The 24,988-nt window shown below is 49.8% G+C and carries 17 protein-coding genes; 5 read left to right on the forward strand and 12 right to left on the reverse strand.

What is annotated here, in order from left to right; all coding sequences use genetic code 11:
- Nucleotides 1–8: 8 nt before the first annotated feature.
- From FMS18_RS04450 to FMS18_RS04470, 5 genes are all read left to right on the forward strand, one after another.
- Nucleotides 9–992: a MoxR family ATPase gene (locus tag FMS18_RS04450; RefSeq protein ID WP_163292544.1), complete on the forward strand. Its 984-nt coding sequence runs from the start codon at nt 9–11 to the stop codon at nt 990–992.
- 9 nt (nt 993–1,001) lie between these two features.
- On the forward strand, nt 1,002–2,315 hold the full coding sequence (locus FMS18_RS04455) for a VWA-like domain-containing protein (RefSeq protein ID WP_163292545.1): 1,314 nt from the start codon (nt 1,002–1,004) through the stop codon (nt 2,313–2,315).
- 133 nt (nt 2,316–2,448) lie between these two features.
- Nucleotides 2,449–2,907 carry a hypothetical protein gene (locus tag FMS18_RS04460; protein WP_163292546.1) on the forward strand — a complete coding sequence of 153 codons (459 nt, stop codon included), beginning with the start codon at nt 2,449–2,451 and terminating at the stop codon, nt 2,905–2,907.
- Nucleotides 2,908–3,062: 155 nt separating this feature from the next.
- Nucleotides 3,063–3,620: a manganese efflux pump MntP family protein gene (locus FMS18_RS04465; RefSeq protein ID WP_163292547.1), complete on the forward strand. Its 558-nt coding sequence runs from the start codon at nt 3,063–3,065 to the stop codon at nt 3,618–3,620.
- Between the two features lie 146 nt (nt 3,621–3,766).
- The gene (locus FMS18_RS04470; RefSeq protein WP_163292548.1) at nt 3,767–4,729 is read left to right on the forward strand and encodes a YheT family hydrolase; all 963 of its coding nucleotides are present in this window, start codon (nt 3,767–3,769) and stop codon (nt 4,727–4,729) included.
- Between the two features lie 31 nt (nt 4,730–4,760).
- Here the strand turns inward: FMS18_RS04470 and FMS18_RS04475 are convergent, their stop codons facing one another.
- The 12 genes from FMS18_RS04475 to nifJ form a co-directional block, all read right to left on the reverse strand.
- The gene (locus FMS18_RS04475) at nt 4,761–5,102 is read right to left on the reverse strand and encodes an Hpt domain-containing protein (protein WP_163292549.1); all 342 of its coding nucleotides are present in this window, start codon (nt 5,100–5,102) and stop codon (nt 4,761–4,763) included.
- 58 nt (nt 5,103–5,160) lie between these two features.
- The gene (locus tag FMS18_RS04480) at nt 5,161–6,885 is read right to left on the reverse strand and encodes a methyl-accepting chemotaxis protein (protein WP_306774074.1); all 1,725 of its coding nucleotides are present in this window, start codon (nt 6,883–6,885) and stop codon (nt 5,161–5,163) included.
- A 370-nt stretch (nt 6,886–7,255) separates the two neighbouring features.
- Nucleotides 7,256–7,558 carry a Dabb family protein gene (locus FMS18_RS04485; protein WP_163292551.1) on the reverse strand — a complete coding sequence of 101 codons (303 nt, stop codon included), beginning with the start codon at nt 7,556–7,558 and terminating at the stop codon, nt 7,256–7,258.
- Nucleotides 7,559–7,786: 228 nt separating this feature from the next.
- Entirely contained in the window at nt 7,787–9,589 is a 1,803-nt protein-coding gene (locus tag FMS18_RS04490; RefSeq protein ID WP_163292552.1) for a methyl-accepting chemotaxis protein, read from the reverse strand.
- Nucleotides 9,590–9,966: 377 nt separating this feature from the next.
- On the reverse strand, nt 9,967–12,126 hold the full coding sequence (gene ldhH, locus FMS18_RS04495; RefSeq protein WP_163292553.1) for an L-lactate dehydrogenase (quinone) large subunit LdhH: 2,160 nt from the start codon (nt 12,124–12,126) through the stop codon (nt 9,967–9,969).
- A 2-nt stretch (nt 12,127–12,128) separates the two neighbouring features.
- On the reverse strand, nt 12,129–12,752 hold the full coding sequence (locus FMS18_RS04500; RefSeq protein ID WP_163292554.1) for a lactate utilization protein: 624 nt from the start codon (nt 12,750–12,752) through the stop codon (nt 12,129–12,131).
- Between the two features lie 255 nt (nt 12,753–13,007).
- Nucleotides 13,008–14,198 carry an acetate kinase gene (locus FMS18_RS04505; protein ID WP_163292555.1) on the reverse strand — a complete coding sequence of 397 codons (1,191 nt, stop codon included), beginning with the start codon at nt 14,196–14,198 and terminating at the stop codon, nt 13,008–13,010.
- Nucleotide 14,199: 1 nt separating this feature from the next.
- Entirely contained in the window at nt 14,200–16,317 is a 2,118-nt protein-coding gene (pta, locus tag FMS18_RS04510; protein WP_163292556.1) for a phosphate acetyltransferase, read from the reverse strand.
- A gap of 203 nt (nt 16,318–16,520) precedes the next feature.
- A complete protein-coding gene (locus FMS18_RS04515) occupies nt 16,521–17,816 on the reverse strand; it encodes a (Fe-S)-binding protein (protein ID WP_163292557.1) in 1,296 nt (431 codons plus the stop codon).
- A 1-nt stretch (nt 17,817) separates the two neighbouring features.
- Complete coding sequence (locus tag FMS18_RS04520; RefSeq protein WP_163292558.1) at nt 17,818–19,203, reverse strand: FAD-binding oxidoreductase; 1,386 nt, start codon at nt 19,201–19,203, stop codon at nt 17,818–17,820.
- Nucleotides 19,204–19,311: 108 nt separating this feature from the next.
- Nucleotides 19,312–21,024 carry an L-lactate permease gene (locus FMS18_RS04525; protein ID WP_163292559.1) on the reverse strand — a complete coding sequence of 571 codons (1,713 nt, stop codon included), beginning with the start codon at nt 21,022–21,024 and terminating at the stop codon, nt 19,312–19,314.
- A 228-nt stretch (nt 21,025–21,252) separates the two neighbouring features.
- Nucleotides 21,253–24,777, reverse strand: a complete 3,525-nt coding sequence (nifJ, locus tag FMS18_RS04530; protein ID WP_163292560.1) for a pyruvate:ferredoxin (flavodoxin) oxidoreductase — start codon at nt 24,775–24,777, stop codon at nt 21,253–21,255.
- Between the last annotated feature and the right edge of the window lie 211 nt (nt 24,778–24,988).

Consider the following 24,988-nt stretch of genomic DNA (forward strand, 5'->3'; position numbering starts at 1 on the left):
ACAAATACATGACTCCAAAATTAATTACCAAGTCCTTGCATACGTTGATAAAGACCAAACAGCCTGTTTTCCTCTGGGGTCCTCCCGGAGTGGGAAAAAGTCAGGTTGTAGCCCAAGTTGCCAATGAACTTGATCTTGAACTGACCGACCTGCGCGCTGTCCTGCTTGATCCGGTGGATCTGCGCGGCCTGCCCCGCATTTCCGACGACGGCAATGCCAGTTGGTGTCCGCCCTCCTTTCTGCCCAAAGACGGTAAGGGAATCCTTTTTCTTGATGAACTTAACGCCGCCCCGCCGCTGGTACAGGCCGCCTGTTATCAGCTGGTCCTCGACCGTAAGCTGGGAGAATACACCCTACCTGAAGGATGGACCGTCATTGCCGCCGGTAACCGCGAGTCCGACAAGGCCGTAACACACCGTATGCCTTCAGCTCTTGCCAATCGCTTTGTACACCTTGATTTTGAAGTAAGCACTACGGATTGGCTCGACTGGGCTGCTGAAAGTAGTATTGCTGAAGAGCTGCTCGCCTTTATCAAATTCAGACCCGGCCTGCTGCACGATTTTGATCCGGCCCGCAATGAAAAAGCTTTCCCTTCTCCCCGCTCTTGGGAGTTCGTTTCCGGGATAATCAAATCCACCCCCTCCCCGGAAGTCGAATACGAACTATTCAAAGGAACGGTGGGCGAAGGAGCAGCAGCGGAATTCAGCGGCTTCTGCAAAATCTACCGCAAACTTCCCGATCCTGAATTCGTACTCAAATCACCGGACAAGGTAGCCATCCCCGAAGATCCGGCAACAACTTACGCTCTCTGCGAATCAGTGGCTTCCAAGGCCGCCCCGGAATATGCTGATTCTATCATGGTCTTTGCTTCAAGACTGCCTGCGGAGTTTGCAGTGCTGCTGGTGCGTAATGCGGTCAAGAAGGATCGTTCCATTGTTGAATCGGACGGATTCAACCGCTGGGCCACTGCCAACTCGGACATTCTTTTCTAGGAATTGCGAATGAACGCTGACCGCAAACTGCTCAAGGCCCGCGCCGACCTGCTCCTACAGCACCCTTTTTTCGGTTCCCTCTGCCTGCGCATGGAACCGCAGGAAGACCGCACCTGTGATGGGACATGGACCGACGGCAAAATATTTGCCTACAACCCGCACTTCGTGGACAAACTTTCCCATGAAGAATTGCAGGGAGTTCTGGCCCATACCATCATGCACCCGGCCTGCCAGCATCACAAAAGACGCGGCAACCGCGACGAACGGTTATGGAACATGGCCTGCGACTACTCCATAAACTGGATTCTGCTGCAAGCTGGTTTCGATCTCCCCGAAGGATTTTTGGATGACGAGAAATACCATGGCAAAAATGCCGAGGATATTTTCACTGATCTGACCAAGAATTTCGATCAGGCCGGAAACCCTGAAATCGGCAAAAAACAGGACGGCCCTAAACGCATTGATGTTGAATACGAAGACGGCGATGGCGAAGGCAATGATCTTGAATCCGGTGATGATGAGGAACGTTCCCAAGCTGGCGATGATGGCGATTCATCCGCAGATGGCATGGATTCGGAGGAAATTGAAGATTCCGAGGGTAATACCGATCAGGAGCAATCCGCTGATCCCGGCGGAACCGGGGAAATCCGCGACGCAGACGAAGCGGAGTCCGGAGATGGAGATTCCGGTGATGAAACAGACAAGGATTGGCTGCTGGCTCTTGCACAGGCCACCAATCAGGCCCGAGATTGCGGAGATCTGCCCGGTGGCCTTGAACGGTTGGTGGAAAAGCTGCTCTACCCCAAATTAGACTGGCGGGAACTGCTGGACCGATTCATCAGTGCCCGGGCACGCAACGATTATGCCTGGGCCCCGCCCAGCCGCCGTCATCTGCATATGGGACTTTACCTGCCCTCTCTCTCAACAGAGCTGCTGCCCGAAGTAGTGCTGGCTGTGGATACATCAGGAAGCATCGCACCACAGGAGTTGGAGCAATTTTCAGCTGAGCTTTCATCTATCCTCGAAACATACGACACCACCATCCGGGTACTCTGGTGCGACCTTGAAATCACCGGGGAACAAGTTTTCAGCCGTGCGGATTTACCCCTTGAGCTAGAACCGCAAGGGGGCGGAGGAACAGATTTTCGTCCCGTCTTCAATTTTATTGAGCGCAAAAACATAGATCCGGCCTGTCTGGTCTATTTGAGTGACATGGAATGCGGGCAGTTTCCCGAGCGCGAACCGGACTACCCGGTACTCTGGGCCAGAACCGGCGGCGCAGGATATGCCCCGCCTTTCGGTGAAATGATTGATGTTTGTTAAAAATAAGTTTGATGCGCTTCGCGCTTTTAATAAAACAGATTTCGCCTCCGGCGGCCAAAGGACCTAAGGCCCTTTGGAATCCCTATTAGTTTTAGTCTAGCAGATAGCTAAACATTCCATAGGAGGAGCTAAAATGATTATTGAATGGAATTTAAACAAAAAACGGGGAAACTTCCGGCCGGTGCTGACCTATACCATCAGGCTGGAAGACTTTGAAAAAGAACTGGGGCTGCCGCAGGTAGTTATGGAATCTTCCATTCCCGAACCGCCAAACTCTTGGTCGGCAAGCTGTCTGCCCGGAAAATGCGAACGCGCCGGTGCAGGCTGTACCGCATACCGATTATATACCCCCGACCATAAGAAGGGTGAAGTCGAGGGAAAATTTACACTCCCTTGGCGGGTGGATTGTGATTACCCTGAAATAAAAAAATCCTTTCTTAAACTCAGGGAAGACTTTGAAAACGTACTCAAAGATGCATATGACAGCCACCCTGTTGATATAAACGGTAAACTGGAGCTTTCCAAAGAGACCCGCCAACACATTGCCAGTGGTCTTGTTTCCCAGCGATTTCTCAAAGCAGCAGGGTTCTAAAAATTATCATGTAAGCCATGCAGGTCCCTCCACCTGCATAGGGAGGCGTGCTTAAGCAGGGCGCGCCTCCTTTATTATAGCATCTTTCACTTAACAAACGGGCACGGTAGAGGTAAGAGTATCCCCCATACGACATAAGGGAGTACAGTCTGATCATGCCGTTTTACGAAATATTCATTATCTCCGTGGCCCTTGCCATGGATGCTTTCACCATAGCCGTTGCCTGCGGACTGTGCATGCCGGAAGTGAGCAGACGCCAGAACTTCAGACTCTCCTTTCACTTCGGATTATTTCAGGCCCTGATGCCGCTTTTAGGCTGGCTGGCCGGATTGACTGTGAAATCCATGGTCGAAACCTATGCCCCGTGGATTTCCTTTTTCCTGCTTGCACTCGTAGGCGGTAAAATGATTCAGGAATCCTTTGAAACCGACGATTCATGCGAGACACACAAGGACCCCACCAAAGGCTTTTCCTTGATCTTTCTGTCTGTTGCCACCAGCCTTGATGCATTAGCCGTGGGACTTTCCTTTTCCATTATGGATTACCCCATTGCATTTCCCTGCGTCATGATCGGGATTACCGCGCTGGTGCTGACTTCATTCGGGCTCTGGCTTGGAAAATCATTTGCAAAGGCTTCCAGCTACAGCCACATTGCAGAAAGGGTCGGCGGCGGCGTGCTTATTTTGATCGGCCTGAAACTCCTCTTACAGTAAACCCTTGACTATCCTCGAAAGGATCTTAATTACTCTGCGCATAACCCTTTTGACAGCAGCCCTTCAAGGGTATATTATCTTTCGAATTGCAAGCAACAATCAACCGGTTTCAATTGAGTAAGCCAAAGGACGGATATTTTTACCAAATGCCTTTATTGCAACCCCCTCCCTATAAACCTAAATTTCCTCTCCAATCCGGTCATATCCAAACAATATTTCCTCGACTTTTCCGGAAAGTCAGCCTCCCGCCTGTAATAAAACGAAGAATTGAAACTCCTGACGGCGACTTTCTTGATATTGACTGGCACCTTGCAAGCAGCTCACGCCTTGCCGTTATTGCCCATGGCCTTGAAGGCAATGCCCGCAGACCTTACGTGCTCGGCATGGCCCGTGCTCTTGTGCTCGCCGGTTGGGATTGCATTACCTACAACTTCCGTGGATGCAGCCGCGACATGAACAGAAAACCCGGTATGTACCACAGCGGTGACACCCGGGACCTGCATACCGTTCTTGAATACGGTTTAGATCATGGAATATACGAAGATGCAGCCCTCGTAGGCTTCAGCATGGGCGGAAACCATGTATTGAAATATCTGGGTGAAAACCCCGACAAAGTTCCGGCCAAAGTAAAGCGGGCTATCGGAATTTCAGTACCCTGCGACCTTGAGGCGTCCGCTGTCAGGCTTTGCGATAGATCCAATTTCATCTACACCAGTTATTTTTTGCGATCGTTGAAGCAGAAAATCAAACTTAAACACAAACAATTCCCGGACCTTTACCCTCTCGACAAGCTTCCTTCCATCAAAAATATTGTTGATTTCGACAACGCATACACCGCACCCATCAACGGCTTTGCAGATGCTACCGACTACTACCGCAGGTCATCCTGCAATCAGTACCTCAAAAATATCAAAGTCCCTTCACTGGTCCTGAGTGCCAAGGACGACCCCTTTTTGACCCCTGAGTGCTATCCCATTCAGGAAGCTGAAAACAGTCAAGTGCTGTCCCTACAAATCACCAACTTCGGAGGGCACGTGGGATTTGCAGACCTCCCCATGGAAAAGCAGCTCTGGTCGGAAAACAGAACGGTAAGATTCCTGAATACATAAAAAAATCCCGGAACGCTTGTTCCGGGATTTTTTAGTTTTTATCAGCATAATCAAGCAGGGTAATAAGTCCCTTGCGTAATCGCATATGGTAACAACTCAAATATAGAGGAGAAGTGTTGACAGCGGCAGCTTCCAAATTTCCCGCAATCTGACTCAACTCTTCAAGACCGAGATTGCTCAGACTCCCCTTTAAAGTATGGGCACTGGAAACTACTATCTCAAAACGACCTTCATCGATCCCCTCATCAAGAGCGTCCATAATCCCCTTCAGATAGACTGATGTTTCTTTCAAAAAATCAACCAGTTTTTCATTAGGCATACCTGCCTTCTCAAGCAGGTGTTCTTTAACGGTCTCAATAAGTTCTGAATCCATGAACCCCTCCGGCAATCAATTTTAAGAGGACAGAAAATTCTGTCCTCTTATTTGGACCTTACTCTTCACTACGCAATTCTTCAACCAGATTGAGAAGTTCCTGAACTTCAGCAGTAAGCGAACGGGTTCCTTCCGCTGCCAACTGGCTATTATGAGCATTCTCTTCAGTCATGGAATCAATTTCACCGACACTGCGGTTGATTTCATCAGAAGTAGCAGACTGTTCCTCCGCTGCGGTGGCTATGGAGCGCACCTGATCAGCGGAACCTGCGGCCAGCTCGACAATTTCATCCAGCATTTCACCGGAGGACCGTGAAAGCTCAGTAGCACTTTCCACAGCATCAACCGTGGAGTCCATACCCTTAACATTTTCACGGGCCAGCTTCTGAATGGAATTGATACTAGTTTCGACTTCCTCGGTGGCACCGATTGTCTTTTCAGCAAGCTTGCGAACTTCGTCTGCCACAACAGCGAACCCCCTACCGGCATCACCGGCACGGGCAGCCTCGATAGCGGCGTTCAGGGCCAGCAGATTGGTCTGGTCTGCAATGTCATTAATCACACCAAGGACATTACCGATATCCACGGCCTGAGCATCAAGATGCTCCATGGAATCCTTAAGCTTTGCAGTACGCTCCTGAATATTGCCCATTGCGTCAATAACACCCTGAACCACCTTGGCTCCTTCGCTGGCCTTTTCCATGGACCTTGCAGAACTCTCATTGGTTTCAGTAGCATTCTTGGCAACTTCAAGGACAGTCACGTTCATCTCTTCCATGGCGGTTGCGGTTTCCGCAACACGCTGCTTCTGGAATTCACTACCGCGCTGGATTTCCTCAGCATTGCTGGAAACCTCGTTGGTAATACTTGATACACGGTCAATAACTTCCTGCAACCTGTTTGCCGCAGCAAGCATACCTTCCTTCTTGGCACCTTCAGCCTTTATCTGGGCCTCACGGGCCTGGGCAGCAGCACCTTCGGCGATGCGGGCCTGCTCCTGAGCCTCGGCTTCCTTGGACTTGATACTTTCAAGGTTGGATGACAAGGTTTCCACCATGGTATTCAAAGCTCTCTGCAAGGTAGAGATTTCATTTCGCCCTTCAGGGTTAAGGGAAACATCAAGATTTCCCTCAGCAACTTCAGTGGCGGCCTTGGTGGACTCAACAAGAGGATTCACTATTGAACGGATCAGGTAAATGGAAAGAGGAAGAACTATCAGCAACAGAACAGCTCCTGCACCGAAAACGATCTTCATGGTAAAGCCATCGGCACTTTCCCTCATGGCATCACCCATCTTCCCGGTTTCCACTTCAATATTATCAATATAGACTCCGGTTCCGATCCACATATCAGTACCGGGAATCATCATGGCGTAACTGATCTTAGGCTGCACCCCGGATCCGGGCTTTTCAAAGAAGTACTTCACAAAACCGCCGCCAGAATTGGCAACCTTGTTAATCTCCTGAATAACAAGCAGTCCGTTTTGGTCCTTAAGTCCCGCCAGATCCTTGCCTTGCAGGGACTTCTTGGGCGGCATAACCATATTCACGGTGCCCCTGTAAACAAAGAAATAGCCGGAACCGTCCTTCTCAAAACGAACTGGGTCAAGTGCTTCACGAATAAACTGAAGTCGCTCTTCCTTATCGGTAAAATACTTGATTTCCTGTCCAATAGACAAAGCCATACTCTGAGTAGCGACCTTGATCTTATCCTTCTGGTCCTGAAGCATTATCTTTTCAGTATTACCCACACCAAGATTAGTAACATCCCGAATAGCACCCATAAAGAATGCTCCGGTTGCAATCAGAAAAAGCACCATCAATGCCAATAACAAGAAAAACCTTGCGCCAATTGATAGATTCTTCAACATATGCCCTCCCCCGATTTATGGATTCAGGTAGGATGTTCGTTACACCGTATCAGGGACAAAATCCCAGTCTTAGTAAAAATATACATCTTTGGTGGAAAAATTCAAAGTAATTAACATTATTTTTGGATAAAAATACATCCAGCAAAAAACATTCACTGCTGTATTTTTAACACATTACAAATTATCTCCTTTAATAAATATAAGCATTACCGTCCAAAACACCAGTAACAAAAAAGGCCGAAGACGATAAGTCTCCGGCCTTTTAAAGCATATGCGGCTATTACTAGATTACATAATCAATCGCATCACGGGAAGATACAACTTCCTTGATAAATGCAACGCATTCCTGATGCAGAGGATGGACAGCATAAGCCTGTAGATCTTCTTTGCTGTCAAATTCAGAATAAAGCACGATATTCCACTTCTGTGTGGATTCGAAAACATCCACACTTACTTCAACATGCTTGAGTTCATTAATCTTACCGTTCAGGGCCTCAATCATTTCTTTGATCTTAACCCCGTTTTCCGCAGCAGTTGCTCCGGCAGCTTCCTCTTTAAGATTCCACATTACAATATGTTTAATCATTTTTCCTCCGTTCCTTAAGTGCATATTAAGAACAGGACAATGGATTTGTTATTTCAAAGCTGCATTAGAGCTTATTTTTACGGGCTGTTCAAGCCTAAACACACAGGCTGTTCAAAAATGGTGAGATGCTAGGCGCAAGAAAAGTTCAAGACCGACGCGTACTTTTCAGTACGCGAGGGTTTGAACTTTTTAAAACAACGACGCAGATCGCCGTTTTTCAACAGCCTGCTAACTTCTAAGTTCTTCCACCAAAGCTACCAGCGCATCCACTTCACGGGAAAGATCCGTCGCGGCTTCAGCGGCAAGCATACTGTTGCGGGCGTTATCTTCAGTCATGGAATCAATCTCAGCAATACTGCGGTTGATTTCATCAGAGGTTGCAGACTGCTCTTCAGCAGCAGTTGCAATGGACTGTACCTGCCCTGCTGCGTTGGAAGCAAGAGTAACAATCTCAGAAAGAACCTCACCGGAAGAACGAGAGTGGTCTGTTGCCCCGCCGATAGCTTCTACAGCTGTGCGCATTCCTTCAATATTCTGCTTGGCCAGCCCCTGAATGGAAGAGATACTCTTATCCACTTCATCGGTGGCCCCGATAGTCTTCTCAGCAAGTTTGCGGACCTCATCTGCAACGACAGCAAATCCCCGGCCTGCATCACCCGCACGAGCGGCCTCAATAGCAGCGTTAAGTGCCAGCAGGTTGGTCTGGTCCGCGATATCATTAATTACACCCATGACAGTACCGATTTCAATGGACTGGGTGTTTAGCTGATCCATGAGCCTTTCCAGCTCATTGGTCTGGTCCTGAATGCCGACCATGGACTCAATGGTCCCCTGAACTACACTCTGGCCTTCACTGGCCTTATCTCTTGTCTGCTCGGTATCTTCGTTGGTTTCAGTAGCATTCTTCGCAACTTCCAGAACCGTGGCGTTCATCTCTTCCATAGCTGTTGCGGTCTCAGCAATGCGTTCCTTCTGGAACTCACTGCCGTTCATAATTTCATTAGTGGACTTTTCAACATCGCGGGAGATTTTCACGATACTGTTCAGTACGGTCTCAAGCTTATTTGCAGCAGCAAGCATACCTTCACGCTTGGCACCTTCTGCCTCTTTACGGGCTTCATCAGCCTCGGCAGCCATCTTTTGGGCCACTCGTGCCTGCTCAGCAGATTCTGCTTCCTTACGCTTGATATCAGTCAGGTTCTCATCAAGGGTTGTGGTCATAGTGTTAATGGCCCGCTGCAAAGTGGAAATTTCACTCCGTCCGGTGGGGTTAAGGGTAATGGTCAGATCGCCTTCAGAAACATGTACCGCCGCATCAGTTGCAGCCTGCACAGGACGTACGATGGAACGGACAATGACAATACAAAGCGGGGTAAGCGCAAAAAGTAGCAATGCGAGCATAATCAACACAATTTTGGTTGTATCAGCCACGACAGCATCATCAATTACTGTTTCTACGCGCATCCTTTCCGCTTCAATATTATCAATGTATACCCCGGTTCCGATCCACATGGATGTTCCGGGAATCATGGTCGCGTAAGCAAGTTTAGGCTGGAGGCCTTTTCCGGGTTTATCAAAAATATATTCTACAAAATCACCATTTCTGGCAGCACTGGAAAGTTCCTTGACAAAGTAAACACCGTTCTTGTCTTTGGCACCACTGAGATCTTTACCCTGCAAAGATTTTTTAGGTGGTAGGGCGACAACAGTAGTCCCTTTGTAAACAAAAAAGTAACCGGACTTATCATTTTCAAATCTGAAGCTGTCAATGGATTTACGTATAAATTCAATTTTAGCATCTTCGCCGTCAACAGCTCTAAGCTGTGCCCCCATAGACTCCGCAGCAGCGCGGGTGGCAACCTCAATCTTGTCCTTCTGACCTTGAAGCATTACATTTTCAATCTCAGTAAGGCCAATATGCTCGACCTGACGGATTTCAGCAAGGAACATAGCTCCGCAGATTATCAAAAACACTAAGACTGAAGCCAGCAGCAAAACAAAGCGTCCACCGATAGACAAATTTTTTAACATAGCCCTCTCCCGAAAATTCAAATTTGATATTATCCCTGAAGCACAAAACAATATAATGCTGCATGCTCATCCCTTCGATTACACAGCTTTAACGTCCACAATACACACGTATCGGTAACAAAACAACAAAAGTTAATACTTTTGATGTTATCAAAAACAATAGAAAAACACTACGATGCACATTTTAACACAAACATAACAAAAAAGGCTTTTCCATCGGGCGAGCGAATGGAAAAGCCTTAAGTGCGCGGCCTGTAACCGGTGTTTTCAGTTGCGAGGTGAAGGTACCGGGTTTGGAGGCATTATTACATGCCGCAGCTTAAACCACTGTCCGCGACCGGCAAACATAGCCGCGGACAGTGAGCGTGTGTCGTATTTTATTTTCTGCGTTCAGCCATATATTCAGCAATGTGCTTAACTTCAAGATCCGTACCCTGCTTTTTGGCACCGCCGCGAATCTGCATTACGCAACCGGGGCAGTCGGTCAGCAATACTTTAGCACCGCTTTCCTTCGCATTATTAACTTTCTTAGTAAGCAGCTGCTCAGAGATTTTGGGGAACTTCACAGAGTAGGTTCCACCGAAACCGCAGCAGACTTCTTCTTCAGCACTTTCCTTGTAATCCAGTCCTGCTTTGACCATCAACTCACGGGGAGCGGATTTAACATCCAGTCCACGGCAAAGGTGACAGGGAGCGTGGTAGGTGACTGCATCACCGGCGGAATCAAGGAAGTCCTCTTTTTCAACACCAAGTACATCATTCATAAAGGAGCTGTAATCGATGACCTTGTCGGCGAAAGCCTTTACGCGGGTAGCGTACTTGGGGTCCTGTCCGAGCATCTTCATGTAATTGTGCTTCAGGTGGGATGCACAGGAAGCACACATGGTCAGGATGTAATCGCAGTCAGTACCTTCAAAGGCTTCCATGTTCTGGATGGCAACTTCCCTTGCGGCAGTTACTTCACCCATCATCTGCAACGGCAGGCCGCAGCAGGACTGATCCATGGGGAATTCAAGATTTACATCCTTGTTGCGCATACTTTCCACGGTAGCAACGGACTGCTCGGGGTATACGAAGTCCTGAACACAACCGGAGAAAAGCGCAACCTTGTACTTGGGATTAGCAACCTTTGCAGGCTGAACCTTGGCCCACATATCGCGGAAAGGAACTTCTGCAACGGTAGGCAGTGCCCTGAAATCATGATCAGGCATGAAGATCATGGGCAGGTGGCGCATGAAGCCGTCTTTACCCTTCATGGGTTTCTGGGCAGTCTTGGCGATGCGCAGGAACTTGTGGAAGAGTTTGCGGTTCTTCATCATTTTCGCGAGGAAGGAGGAGTACATGGGATGTCCTTCTTCTTCCAGAATGCGGGCCTGAATGTCTTTGATCAGACCGGGCAGGTCAATTCCACCTGCACAGATTTCCTTACATGCTCCACAGTTGATGCAGTTCTGAACAAGGTTCTTAGCCTTTTCAGTGCCGTGGTAGAAGTAAGTAAGGATGAGGCCGATAGCCCCGATATAGATATGGCCCATTTTATGGCCGCCGACCATGCGGTAGACAGGACAAACGTTGGCGCATGCGCCACAACGTACGCAGCGGTGAACCTGAGAGAACACCGGGTCCTTTGCGAGAGCGCGTCTTCCATTGTCCAAAAACACGAAGTGCACTTTCTTCCTGTCATCCTCAGCCGCGGCACACTCGTTGGACCCGGTGATCCAGGTAACATAAGAGGTGATCGCCTGCCCGGTAGCATTACGGGGCAGTGCTTTCAGAACGCGCAAAGCATCATGAAGCTTAGGGGTCAGTTTATCGAGACCCATGAGAGCTACATGAACTCTGGGCAGAGTGGTAACCAGTCGGGCGTTACCTTCGTTGGTAACAAGACCGATGGAACCGGTTTCAGCGATAGCAAAGTTACCGCCGGAGATGCCCATATCGGCATCAACAAATTCCTGACGAAGCTCGCGGCGGGCAACCTTAACGAGTGCCTGAACATCATCGCCCTGCTTCTGGCCGGTCACGTCAGAGAAAAGGTCGCTGACCTGATGACGGGAAAGGTGGATAGCAGGCATAACCATGTGTGAAGGGCCTTCCTTACGCATCTGAATAATCCACTCACCGAGGTCGGTTTCAACAACCTTGAGGTTCAGATCATCTTCGAGATGGTGGTTCAGCAAGGTCTCTTCCGCAGTCATGGACTTGGATTTGACGATGGTCTTACAGTTTTCATCCATTGCGATACGGCCGATGATTTCATTGGCTTCCTTAGCATCCTTGGCAAGGTGAACAACTGCGCCACGCTTTTCAGCTTCTTCCTTGAACTTGGCGAAAAGTTCGTCAAGTCTGGATGCGGCAGCGTCTTTGGCTTCAGCAATATCGCGGATCAGAGCTTTTTCATCCATATCCTTGAACGCATTGGCGCGGCTGCCGCGGTAGGCAACAGCAAAATTGTCCATTGCAGTTCTGAGGAAATCATTATCAAGGGATTCCCTGATCTCTTTTCTGTATTCTTTAAGATTCTTAGCGTCCTGCATGATTAGTCCTCCAGAAGAAGAATATGAAGTTCAAGGGGACCGTGTACGCCGATGGCGAGAACGCGCTCAATATCAGCAGTACGGCTGGCACCGGTGATGAATGCGGTGTAGTCGCCCTTCATCATGTTGCCTTCCATCCATGATTCAAGTTCGTAGGAGTTATCCACAAGTTTGGACTTGGGCAGAACTGCTACGTGTACTTCACTGATCATGGTGGCCAGCCTCAATTCTTCATTGGGACAGTTGAGAACGAGAGAACCGGTCTCGGCAATACCGTGATCAACACGGGTAAATGCGATATCAATGCCGCCGAGATGGTTGCGGACGCTGTCTTTAATCAGGGTAAAACCGTTTTCTTCACATTGTTTTTCCAACGCGGCGGCCTCTTTCTTGGCCAGTGCAGGAGCTACAATGGTTTTGCCGGTCTTGGTTGCACAGAGCTGCTCAGCAGTGTTGGAGAGGTTCTGTTCACAACCGGAAATAAGCATTTTACAGGCTTCTTTTTTTCCGCAGAGATCCATTGTGTACTTGTACGCTTCATCCAGAGAAGAGATCTCTGTCACTACAGCGGATACAAGTTCAGCTTTATCGGTAAAAAGCTTTACACTTTCAGCTTTAGCTGTCATTTTTCCCCCAAATACGATGGACGATGTTATATAAACAATGTCCGTTAATATTTCCGTAAATGCCACCTTATCCCTTCCACAAGACTGGCGGCACAGCCCCTTCCTTCAAGGCTGTTACGGACCGTTTCCTTCAGGCAGTCCTTCTAGTGCAGTGCCCATTAAATGGGTCATCGCACTAAAACTAGGAGGCCTGTCCATTCTTTACCGGGGTGAAGTCTTCCACACTTCACCCCGGTTTTTTTTCAATATATACTTCTACAGTCCGAGAACTGCTACAGTATCGTTAGCAATTTCAAGTTCTTCGTTAGTGGCAATAATCGCTACCTTTACAGCACCGTCATCATCACTGATGAAAGAGGGAGTTCTGTCCCAGTTCCAGTTCTTGTCTTTGTTGATGGTGATACCAAAGTTTTCAAGACCGGAAAGGGATCTTGCGCGGTATTCAGGATCGTTTTCGCCGATACCTGCGGTGAATACGATGGCGTCAACACGGCCCAGTTCAAAAGCGTAAGCACCGATGAACTGACGTACGCGATGGCAGGCCATATCCAGAGCGAGTTCTGCTTTTTCGTCGCCTTCTTCAATGCGGGCGTGAATGTCGCGCAGATCGTTGGAACCGCAGATGCCTTTGAGGCCGGACTCATTAGTGAGGGTAGAAACGACTTCAGCAGCACTCTGGCCGGTTCTTTCAGCAATGAAGCCCACGATTGCAGGATCAACATCGCCGCAACGGGTACCCATGATGATACCGCCGAGAGGAGTCAGACCCATGGAAGTGTCGTAGCACTTACCGTTCTTGACTGCGGAAATGGAAGCACCGTTTCCGAGGTGAACAGTGATGATGTTGGACTCTTCAAGGGGCTTGCCCAGAAGTTTAGCGGTTTCACGGGCAACAAACTTGTGGGAAGTGCCGTGCATACCGTATTTTCTAAGGCCCCAGTTTTCATAGTATTCGTAAGGAACGCCGTACATGTAAGCCTTGGGCTCCATGGTCTGGTGGAAAGAGGTGTCGAAAACAACAACCTGTTTTACACCGGGGAACAGTTCCATAGCGGTTTCAATACCGATAACGTGACCGGGGTTGTGCAGAGGTGCGAGAGGAATACAATCGCGGATACCCTGCAAAACTTTTTCGTCAACTTCAACAGGCTCGAAGAAAAGCTCACCACCGTGAACAATACGATGACCGATAGCTGCGATCTCGGACTTTTCTTTTACAACACCTTTATCGGCGTCGGTAAGCAGGTTGATTACTTCAACCATACCTTCCCTGTGGGTGGGAAAAGGCTGCTCAGCGGTATATTTTTCAGAGGTCTTGTAGCTGATGCTACCCATTTCTTCGCCGATGCGTTCTACAATACCGGAAGCGAGATCGTTACCGGAGGTCATGTCCAAAAGCTGGTATTTGATAGAAGAGCTACCAGCGTTGATAACTAAGATTTTCATTTTAAATAAGTCCTTTTTCGGCTGCTGCCTGAATTGCTGTGATTGCGACGGTGTTAACAATATCCGGAACAGTGCAGCCTCTGGAGAGGTCGTTCACAGGCTTGTTGAGACCCTGGAGTACTGGGCCGATTGCGACTGACTGTTCGGCGGAGCGTTGTACAGCTTTATAGGTATTATTGCCAGTGTTAAGATCGGGGAAAATAAAAACAGTTGCCTTACCTGCTACTTCACTGTCGGGAAGTTTGGTCTTCGCAACGGAAGGATCAATGGCGGCATCGTACTGAATAGGCCCTTCGAGCTTCAATTCAGGATTGCGTTCCTTGGCTATTTTTACCGCTTCCTTAACCTTCTCAACATCAGCACCCTTACCGGACTGCCCAGTGGAGTAAGACATGAGGGCTACGCGGGGTTCAACACCGAAGATCTTAGCGGTTTCGGCAGAGTTCAAAGCAATCTCGGCCAGCTGTTCCGCATTGGGATTCGGGTTGACTGCGCAGTCACCGAAGACCAGAACTTTGTCTTTGAGGCACATCAGGAAGACACTTGATACGATGGACGCACCGGGCTTGGTCTTGATGAACTCAAAAGCGGGACGGATAGTCTGTGCGGTGGTGGTTACGGAACCGGAAACCATACCGTCTGCGTCGCCTTTCTGGACCATCATGGATGCGAAGTAAGTGGGGTCCAGCATACGGTCACGGGCGTCGGACATACGGATGCCCTTGTGCTCGCGAAGCTTGAAGTAGGTTTCGCAGTAATCATCGAACTGGGGTGCGGACTCGGGATCGAGGATACGCACATCGTTCATTTCAAGGCCGAGCTGGGAAATCTTTCCAGCTATTTCATCAGCCTTACCGAGCAGGACGATATCAGCAACACCACGGCGGGTCAGCATATCAGCCGCACGCAGAACCCTTTCGCCAGTTCCTTCAGGAAGGACGATGGTCTGCTTGTTGGCCTTAGCTTTCTGAACCAGCTTATACTCAAACATTTTGGGAGTAACTTTGCTGGATTTGCTGGTGATCAGACGGTGTCTCAGCTCATCTGTCTTCACGCTGGCTTCAAAAGTACCCAGAGCGGAAGCTGTCTTACGCTGATCGTCAGGATCGATTCTTCCGTAGAGTTCACTCAGCAGCTGAGTGGTACGGTAAGTGTTGGTAGATACGGAAAGGATGGGAGTAGGAACACCGGTCCAACCTTCAATCAAGCGGTGCACGCTGGCACTGGGCTGAAGTCCGCCAGTAAGCAGAATACCGGAGATATCCGGAAAAGAACTTGAAAGACGGGATGCCAGTGAGCTCAGAATAATATCGGAACGGTCACCGGGAGTGATGATCAGACTGCCATCTTCAATGTATTCAAGGAAGTTGCCGATACGCATAGCTGCGATAACATAATCATCAACGAGTGTATCAAGTCTTCCATGACCATAAAGAACAGCACCGTCAAGCCACTTGCGGACGTCGTTCATGCTGGGATTACCCAGACTTTCGTTTTCATCAATACCGTAAACGAGAAGTTCCTGAGTACATCTGGTCTTGCACTTAATGCTGGACAGGATCTCTTTTTTCTCATCATCAGTCGCGGTAAGCCTGTTGATGATTGCGGCGACGGTGTCTACGCCTTTGTCTTCGAGAGCATCGATAACGAGCTGGGTAGAGGCGATAATGTCGTCAGCGGTCTTCCCTCTTCCGTTTGCAACCAGAAGTACGGGACAGCTGAGGTTGGCGGCGATTTCCGCGTTGATGTCGAACTCGAAGTTCTGGTCTTTACCCTGAAAGTCGGTTCCTTCACAAAGCACGAAGTCATACTTCTCTTCAAGCTGGCTGTACTTGTTGAGAATATTCTCCAGCAGCAAAGAATGCTTGCCGCTGTTAATGAGTTCCCTTGCTTCCTTCAAGGTGTAGGCATAAGTATCCTCATAACTGATATCCAGTTTGAAATGTTCCATGATCAGATTGATATCGTGATCACGGGCACCGGTCTGGTTATCATTAATGATGGGTCGGAAGATGGCTACGTGCTGCAGGTCTCTTAGCAACAGTTGCATCACGCCCAGAGCAATGGCAGATTTACCGCTCTTCTCTTCGGTGGCAGTGATGTAAAGGTTTTTAGACACTGGGATTATCTCCTGTGTAGAGCGTGAACGGCTGGAACCTTCAGAGCCGCATTTGAAGAGTTCACGCATTTTCATTAAGTTTTTATTGGGCCGGACGTTACTAAACTGTCCTACTAACCCGAAAAGTCATCCAACCAATCCCTATTTGAACTGTTTTTGTTGAAGTAGTCCAGAATGAAATCATTCTGGACTACTTTCGTATACTACTTCAGGGAATCGGCGTAGATTTCAAGGACGTGTTTTACCTCTACTCCACCACCGGTCTGGGACAGCATGTCACCGAGCTGCATCATGCATGCAGGGCAACCAGTTGCCGCAACCTGTGCACCGGCGTCGCGGACGTTGCCCGCCTTACGCTCACCGATGCTCTTGGAGAGGTCGTAGTGGTAAAGGTTGAAGGAACCGCCGCAGCCACAGCAACGGTTGGCTTCGTTCATTTCCTTGAACTCGTAACTTTCGTTACTCTTCAGCAAGGCACGGGGCTGTGCGGCAACACCAAGGGATTTAGAGAGGTGACAGGGGTCGTGGTAGGTAACGACCTTTCCGCCCTTCTTGGGTTCCGCAGGAGCCTTAACGCCCACGATATCAACGAGGAATGCGTTAATGTCCATGGTCTTAGCTGCGAGATCCTTAACTTTTTCTACGAAAACAGGATCTTCATTATCAATCATTTTAGGCCAGGTCTCATGCAGAGTGGCTGTGCAGGTAGCACAGGGAGTCACCAGATAATCAAAGGTTCCGTCTTCGAAAGCCTTGATATTCTGTTTCATGAGAGCAACCATGGTATCAGCATCACCGGAAGCCAGTGTGGGGATACCGCAGCAGGCCTGTCCCTTGGGCAGGAAGATTCCAACACCGTGGTGTTCCAGAATCTTGATTGCCGCATGACCTACATTGGGGAACATTTTATCCACAACACAGCCGGGGTAGAAAGCTACCTTGAGGCCGCTCTTGCCGCGGGGAGTATCCAGCTGGGGATAATCCTTGCGGAAAGGCTTTTTAGCCAGAGGCATGAAGTGACGTTCGCCAAGCAGCGGGTTCAGCATGGCACAGCTTGCAGCACCGGAGGCCTGGTCGGCGATCTTTGCAAACGGACCCTGAAACTTTGCGCTCATCTCAGTCAGAGTGTTGAACAGTTTGGGACGGGTAAGCAGTCCCTTGAAGATCATCTTCTTAGCCGGGGAAAGCCCCTTGTAGGCGGTAACGATAACGCGCGCCTTCATGAAGATGTCCATAATCTTTACGCCGGAAGGACAGTTGGCAGCACAGGAACCGCAAAGCAGACACCTGTTCAGCTTTTCGTTAACCTGATCAGCGTCTTTGACCATTTCGTGGGCAAGCTTCTCCAGAAGAGCGATCTTGCCGCGGGTCACGTCTGCTTCCTGCATGGTTTCGGCGAATACAGGACAAACGGCCTGACACATACCGCACTTCATGCAGGCGACCATCTGGTCATCCAGCTCCATGAGGTTTTGAGCTAATTGCTTAAGATCTTCCATCCTAGACGTCTCCGATAATCTTGGTGGGGTTCAGGATACCTTTCGGATCGATAGCCCGCTTCATTTTCAGGGAGTACTCAAGGGTAGCCTTGGAAGTTTCTTTTTCCATCCACTTGGATTTTGCCATACCGATTCCGTGCTCGCCGGAAAGGGTTCCCTTAAGGGAAAGAGCAACATCAAAGATTTCGTTAACCGCTTCTTCTACGCGGTGGAACTCTTCCTTGTTTCTGTTGTCACACAGGATGGTGGGGTGAAGGTTACCATCACCGGCGTGACCGAAGGTTCCGATGTCGAGTTTGTATTTTGCAGCGATCTTTTCCAGACCTTCCATCATTGCAGGAATCTGGGAGCGCGGTACGGTAGCATCTTCGAGAACGGTAGTCGGTTTCGCACGGGCAAGAGCAGGCAGAGCGTTACGACGAGCGGTCCAGAGGGCTTCACGTTCTTCAGCGGTTTCTGCCATTTTAACTTCGTTGGCACCGCACTTCTTACAAATATTAACAACCTTTTCAGCATCTTCGATGACTTCAGCCTGATGACCGTCAACTTCGATGAGCAGGATTGCGCCAGCATCACGGGGCAGACCGGCTTTGGTGAAGTCGTCTACGTAGCGGATGGTGGAATTGTCGAGGAATTCCAGAGTACAGGGAACAATGTGATTGGAAATGATGGAAGCAACGGTTTCAGATGCTTTGTGGACATCGGGGAAAACAGCCATCATAGCCTTGGATGCTTTCGGCGGCGGAACGAGCTTGAGGATGATGTTGGAGAACACACCCAGAGTTCCTTCGGAAGCAACCATGAGTCCGGCAAGATTATAGCCGGTTACACATTTAACGGTGCGGGAACCGGATTTGATCAGGTCACCGTTTACATCATAGAAATCCATGCCCATGACGTAATCTTTGGTAACACCGTATTTGAGTCCGCGGAGTCCGCCAGCGTTCTCAGCAACGTTACCACCGATGGTGGAAACTGCCTGTGAACCCGGATCCGGGGGATAGAAAAGTCCTTTAGCGGCAACCTGTGCTGCGAACTGTGCAGTTACAACACCGGGCTCTACTACTGCGTAGAGATCCTGCTCATTGATTTCGAGAATTTTATTGAGACCGTTGGTCAGAACAACAACGCCACCGGGGTGGGGAATGGTACCACCGGAAAGGTTTGTTCCTGCGCCGCGAACGGTCATGGGCAGGCCATGTTCATTACAGAGTGCGGTAACGGGGCCGATCTGCTCGGTAGTGGTAGGCTTGATTACGAGGGAAGGTACCTGGGGATCGAGTACCGCGGAATCGTAAGAATATGCGTGGAGGTCAGCTTCTTCGTGCATGACATTTCCAGCACCTACAATCTTTTCAAAGTCTTTTGCTAATTTAGCGTTGGACATGTTTTTTTGCTCCTGAATCTAAAAAACAATCATTTATATAAATCAACCCGGACTAATTAAACTCTCAGGGCCGGAGCCGTCTCCGGCCCTGAGGGGGACGTTATTTAATTAGAACAGTCCGGGGTACATTACGAAGGAGAGTACGCAGGCTACGATACCTACTACTGCACCGTAGAGGAGGAAAGGCCATACGGTACGCTTAAGGATCTGACCTTCCATACCGGAGAGACCGACAACCGCACATGCTGCAACGATGTTGTGGATGCAGATCATGTTACCCATTGCGCCACCAACAGCCTGTGCAGATACGATGATCTGACGGGGCAGGTCGAGTTTAGCAGCTACGCCCCACTGGAATTCAGCGAAGAGCAGGTCGGATACAGTGTTGGAACCGGTGATGAAGGAACCGAGACCACCAACAAAGGATGCGAACATGGGCCAGGTCTGGCCGGCGAGACCGGAAACAGCTTCAGCCAGTGCCAGAGGCATGGACTGGTAACCGTTGGGGTTCAGTGCAGCGTCAGCAATACCGGAACCGCGGAAGATGGAGACCAGTGCTACGGAGAAGAACAGCGCGATGGTGGGGTTCTTCATTTTAACGATAGCTTCTTTCCATGCGGTAGCGGCTTTATCAGCGGGCATACCGTGGATGAAGATGGTCAGTACTGCTACAAGAGCGAAAGGAATGGTACCGGGCAGGTACAGAACCTTGATGGAGTTGTTTACTGATTCAAAACCGAGGATGTTCTTAAAGGGGATTGCAACACCTGCGAGCATGCCTTTAAGGCCAAGCTCGGGGATACGGGTGATAACAAGGATGAGACCGATGAGAATGTAAGGAGTCCAAGCTTTCAGCTGACTCATGTGAGCCTTGAACTCACCGGAGTTCTCAGCGGATACGGAACCTGTCCATTCAGCATCCCAAGTGGAGGGTGCGCCGAAGTCCCAGGTTTTTTCAGGTACACAAAAACCGTTTTTAGCACCGAGTACAGCAATACCGAGACCTACGAGACCACCAAGCAGGGAGGGGAACTCAGGTCCGACAAACCATGCGGTGAAGAGGTAAGGAACGGAGAAAGCGGTGGATGCGAAAAGAGAGAATTTCCATGCAGCGAAACCTTCAGACCATTTCTTGTTTTCACCGAAGAAACGGGTCATGAAACCGAGCATGAAGATGGGCAGGATGTAGATCATGGGAATGTGCATCACAGTTGACCACTGACCTACAACTGCGTCGAAAGCTTCCATGGAGTTGAAGTTCAGGCCGGGTACTGCGGAAGCAACAGCCTGGTCAACATAAGAAGTCAGGTATTTCATACCGAGGATAACCGGGGTACCGACAGCACCGAAGGTTACAGGGAAGGAGTTGTATACCAGACACATTACAACTGCACACAAGGGGGGGAACCCGAGGCTGAGGAGCAACGGAGCTGCCAGAGCTGCGGGAGTACCGAAACCTGCGGCACCTTCAATGAATGCGGCGAACAGGTAACCGATGATCAGAACCTGTACGCGGCGGTCACGGCTGATACCCTGAAAACCGTACTGAATGGTTTCCATACCGCCGGAATATTGCAGAGTGTAAAGAATGATGATTGCCCCGAAAACAATGATCAGGACGCCGATAGCGGTAACAAAACCATGCAAAGTAAGAGCTGCAACATAAGCAGTGGGCAGGTTCCAGACGGCGATTGCGCCTGCAACAGCAGAGAGCCATGCAACGGGCATAGCTTTAGTAGCGGGCCAGCGAAGACCGACCATGAGTACCAGAGCCAGTACGATCGGGATGATCGCAACGAGGGCTAAAATTCCTACAGACATGTTTCCTCCTTAAGCAGTGAAAAATCACTTGTGTTCTTTGCCGTGCTCTGACGAGAACACTCCCATCATACCACATAAGCACGGCATAGGTTCAGCGTTTTTTAAAAGTCTGCTGAAATGACTTCTACCCTGCCCTCCTCTTGCTGCGATACCTTCCACAATTTCGCAGAGAGAGGGGGTGCTGCGGACGGGCCACCTGTGCAGGCCCGTCCGCAGGCGCGGGTGGTGCTATTCGCCTTGGCTGTAATCAGCCGCGGCCATGTGTTTCAATATTTCGTACCGTTCGTTGTAATCTTTTTCGATTTTCGCGCGGTATTCTTTGGATGCTTCGGGGTTGATGCGCTCAAGCAGGCCGTAGCGGTTTTCGCCGGCCATGAACTCCTGCATGGTTCCGTCGGGAGCTTTGGACTCCAGAACGAAGGGGTTTTTGCCTTCGTCGGCAAGCAGGGGGTTGAAGCGGTAGAGAGGCCAGTAACCGGAATCTACTGCCAGCTTCATTTCGAGCTGGGTCTTGCCCATACCCTTGCGGATACCCTGGTTGATGCAGGGAGCGTAGCAGATTACCAGAGAAGGACCGGGGTAAGCTTCCGCTTCCTGAATTGCCTTCATGAACTGCTGCTTGTTTGCGCCCATGGATACGGATGCAACGTATACGTAACCGTAGCTCATCATCATGCGGCCGAGATCTTTCTTGCCGGTGCTTTTACCGCTGGCAGCGAACTTGGCGATGGATCCGAGAGGTGTTGCCTTGGAGGACTGACCACCGGTGTTGGAGTATACTTCAGTATCCATTACGAGGATGTTGATGTCGCGACCGGAAGCGAGCACGTGGTCAACACCGCCGAAGCCGATGTCGTATGCCCAGCCGTCACCACCGAATACCCAGAGGGATTTCTTGGTGAAGAGGTCTTCCATCTCTGCGATTTCAGCCAGAACTTCGGTCTGGGGTACGGAGAAAACACCGTCCAGAACTTTCTGACCGTACTCTTCAGAGAGAGCTGCGTTATCTTTATTTTCCAGCCAGCCTTTCATGTCAGCTTCGAGTTCAGCGGGAACGCCTGCTTCGATAGCTTCACCAACGAGGTCGGCCAGTTTTTCACGGCGGTGGGAAACACCCATTTCAAGGCCGTATCCGAACTCAGCTGCATCTTCGAACAGGGAGTTGCCCCAGGTGGGACCGTGACCGTTCTTGTTGGTGCAGTAAGGAGTGGTCGGAGCGGATGCACCCCAGATGGAGGAACAACCGGTGGCGTTTGCAATGATCATGCGTTCGCCGAAGAGCTGGGTGATAGCTTTAACGTAAGGAGTTTCACCGCAACCGGAACATGCGCCGGAGAATTCCATCAGCGGACGCTGGAACTGGGAACCCTTAACAGTGGTTCTGCTCATGAGGCCGTCCTTTTCGGGGATGGTCTGGGAGAACTCAAGGTTGGGAACTTCAGTGGGGGTCTGGGTAGCGATGGGCTTCATGACCAGAGCGGACTCTTTTGCGGGGCAGATATCTGCGCAGTTACCGCAACCGAGGCAGTCCTGAGCGTAAACCTGCATGCGGTATTTGAGACCTTTGATCTCTTTACCCTTTGCATCGATGGTTACGAAGGACTCAGGAGCGTCTTTCAATTCTTCTTCAGTTACGAGTACGGGACGGATAGCTGCGTGCGGGCAGACAAATGCACACTGGTTACACTGAATGCAGTTTTCAGGCAGCCATTCGGGAACGTTGATAGCAACGCCGCGTTTTTCGAACTGAGCAGTGGAAAGAGGGAAGAGGCCGTCAGGCTCAAAAGCGGAAACAGGCAGGTTGTCACCTTTCTGAGCAAGGATGGGACGGACAACATCAGTGATGAAAGCCGGCTCATCAGATACGGCCGCCTCTCCTTCAGTGAGGTCTTTCCAAGATTCGGGAACATTGATTTCAGCAAGGTTGGCAACAGCCTGGTCAACAGCAGCGTTGTTCATGTTGACGATCTTGTCGCCCTTCTTGCCGTATGCTTTTTTGATGGACTCTTTGAGGTACGCAACTGCGTCTTCAAAAGGAATAACATCAGCAAGCTTAAAGAATGCAGTCTGCATAACCATGTTGATACGACCGCCGAGACCTACTTCAGCTGCAATTTTAACAGCGTCGATGGTGTAGAACTTGAGGTTCTTTTCAGCGATGGTACGGCGCAGCTCTACGGGAAGTTCCTTCTCCATGTCTTCAGCAGACCAGGGAGAGTTGATCAGGAAGGTTCCGCCTTCTTTGATGCCTTCGAGCAGGTCGTACTGGTGTACGTAGCTGGAGTTGTGGCATGCAATGAAGTCCGCGCTGGTTACCAGATAGGTGGACTGGATGGGGTTGTCGCCGAAACGCAGGTGAGACATGGTGATACCGCCGGACTTCTTGGAGTCGTAAGCAAAGTATCCCTGTGCGTACATGTCGGTTTTGTCACCGATGATTTTAATAGCCTGCTTGTTTGCACCGACAGTACCGTCAGCACCGAGACCCCAGAATTTACACTGAACAGTTCCTTTAGGAGTGGTGTCCATTTCAGGACCTACTGCGAGGGAAGTGTTGGTAACGTCATCTTCAATACCGACGTTGAAGTGGTTCTTGGGACCGGCTGCTTTCATGTTGTCGAACACGGATTTAACCATGTTGGGGCGGAACTCTTTGGAACCGAGACCGTAACGGCCTGCGGTAACAACGGGGTTCATGCCGCTTTCCATGAATGCGGTACAGATATCCTGATACAGGGGATCGCCGAGGGAGCCGGGCTCTTTAGTGCGGTCCAGAACAGTGATGTTGGTGGTGGTTGCGGGGAGTACGTTGAGGAAGTACTCGGTGAGGAAGGGGCGGTACAGACGTACTTTGATGAGACCCACTTTTTCACCGTCGGCAACGAGCTTGTTGACGACTTCTTCAATGGCTTCACAACCGGAACCCATGGCAACGATAACTCTTTCAGCTTCTTCGTGGCCCACGTAGTCGAAAGGCTTGTAGTAACGACCGGTAAGATCACCGACTTTCTTCATGCAGTTGGTAACGATAGCAGGAAGCTGATCGTAGAAACCGTTAGCTGCTTCACGAGCCTGGTAGTAAATATCGGGGTTCTGTGCAGTACCGCGAATGGAGGGATTCTCAGGATTCATACCTCTGGAGCGGAAAGCTGCAACTGCGTCCCAGTCAACCAGAGATTTCATGTCGTCGTAATCGATGACTTCGATCTTCTGGATTTCGTGAGAAGTACGGAAGCCGTCGAACATGTGCAGGAAAGGCACGCTGGATTCGATGGATGCGAGGTGGGAAATAAGGGCGATGTCCATACATTCCTGTACGGAGCTGGATGCCAGCATGGCGAAACCGGTCTGGCGGCAGGCCATTACGTCCTGATGATCACCGAAGATGGAGAGTGCCTGTGCAGCGATTGCGCGGGCGGAAACATGAAAAACACCGGGAAGGAGTTCGCCGGAGATTTTGTACATGTTGGGGATCATAAGCAGGAGACCCTGCGATGCTGTATAAGTAGAAGTAAGCGCGCCTGCTGCGAGAGCACCGTGAACGGCACCGGCTGCACCAGCTTCAGACTGAAGCTGTTTTACGTTGAGGACCTGACCAAAGATGTTCTTACGGCCCTGCGCTGCCCATTCTTCAGCAACTTCACCCATGGTGGATGAAGGAGTAATGGGATAGATGGCTGCTGTGTCACTCATCGCGTAGGAAACGTGAGCGGTAGCTGTGTTACCATCCATAGTTTTCATGTTCTTAGCCATTAAAAAAGCTCCTTAAGAGAATTAATGTAATAACCTCACCGAGTAATTAAAAACCTTGCAAAAACAATCGGAACCCACGGCGCAAGGTTGAACACTCACATAAGCCCTAGTTATCAATTTGCGTGCCAAGTTTCGAAAACACGACAAAAGTACGGATATTCAAGCAGTTAAAGAACTCTTCCCTTTGCCCTCAACAGTAACCGCTCATTTT

The organism is Desulfovibrio sp. JC022 (genome assembly GCF_010470665.1).
GTDB lineage: Bacteria > Desulfobacterota > Desulfovibrionia > Desulfovibrionales > Desulfovibrionaceae > Maridesulfovibrio.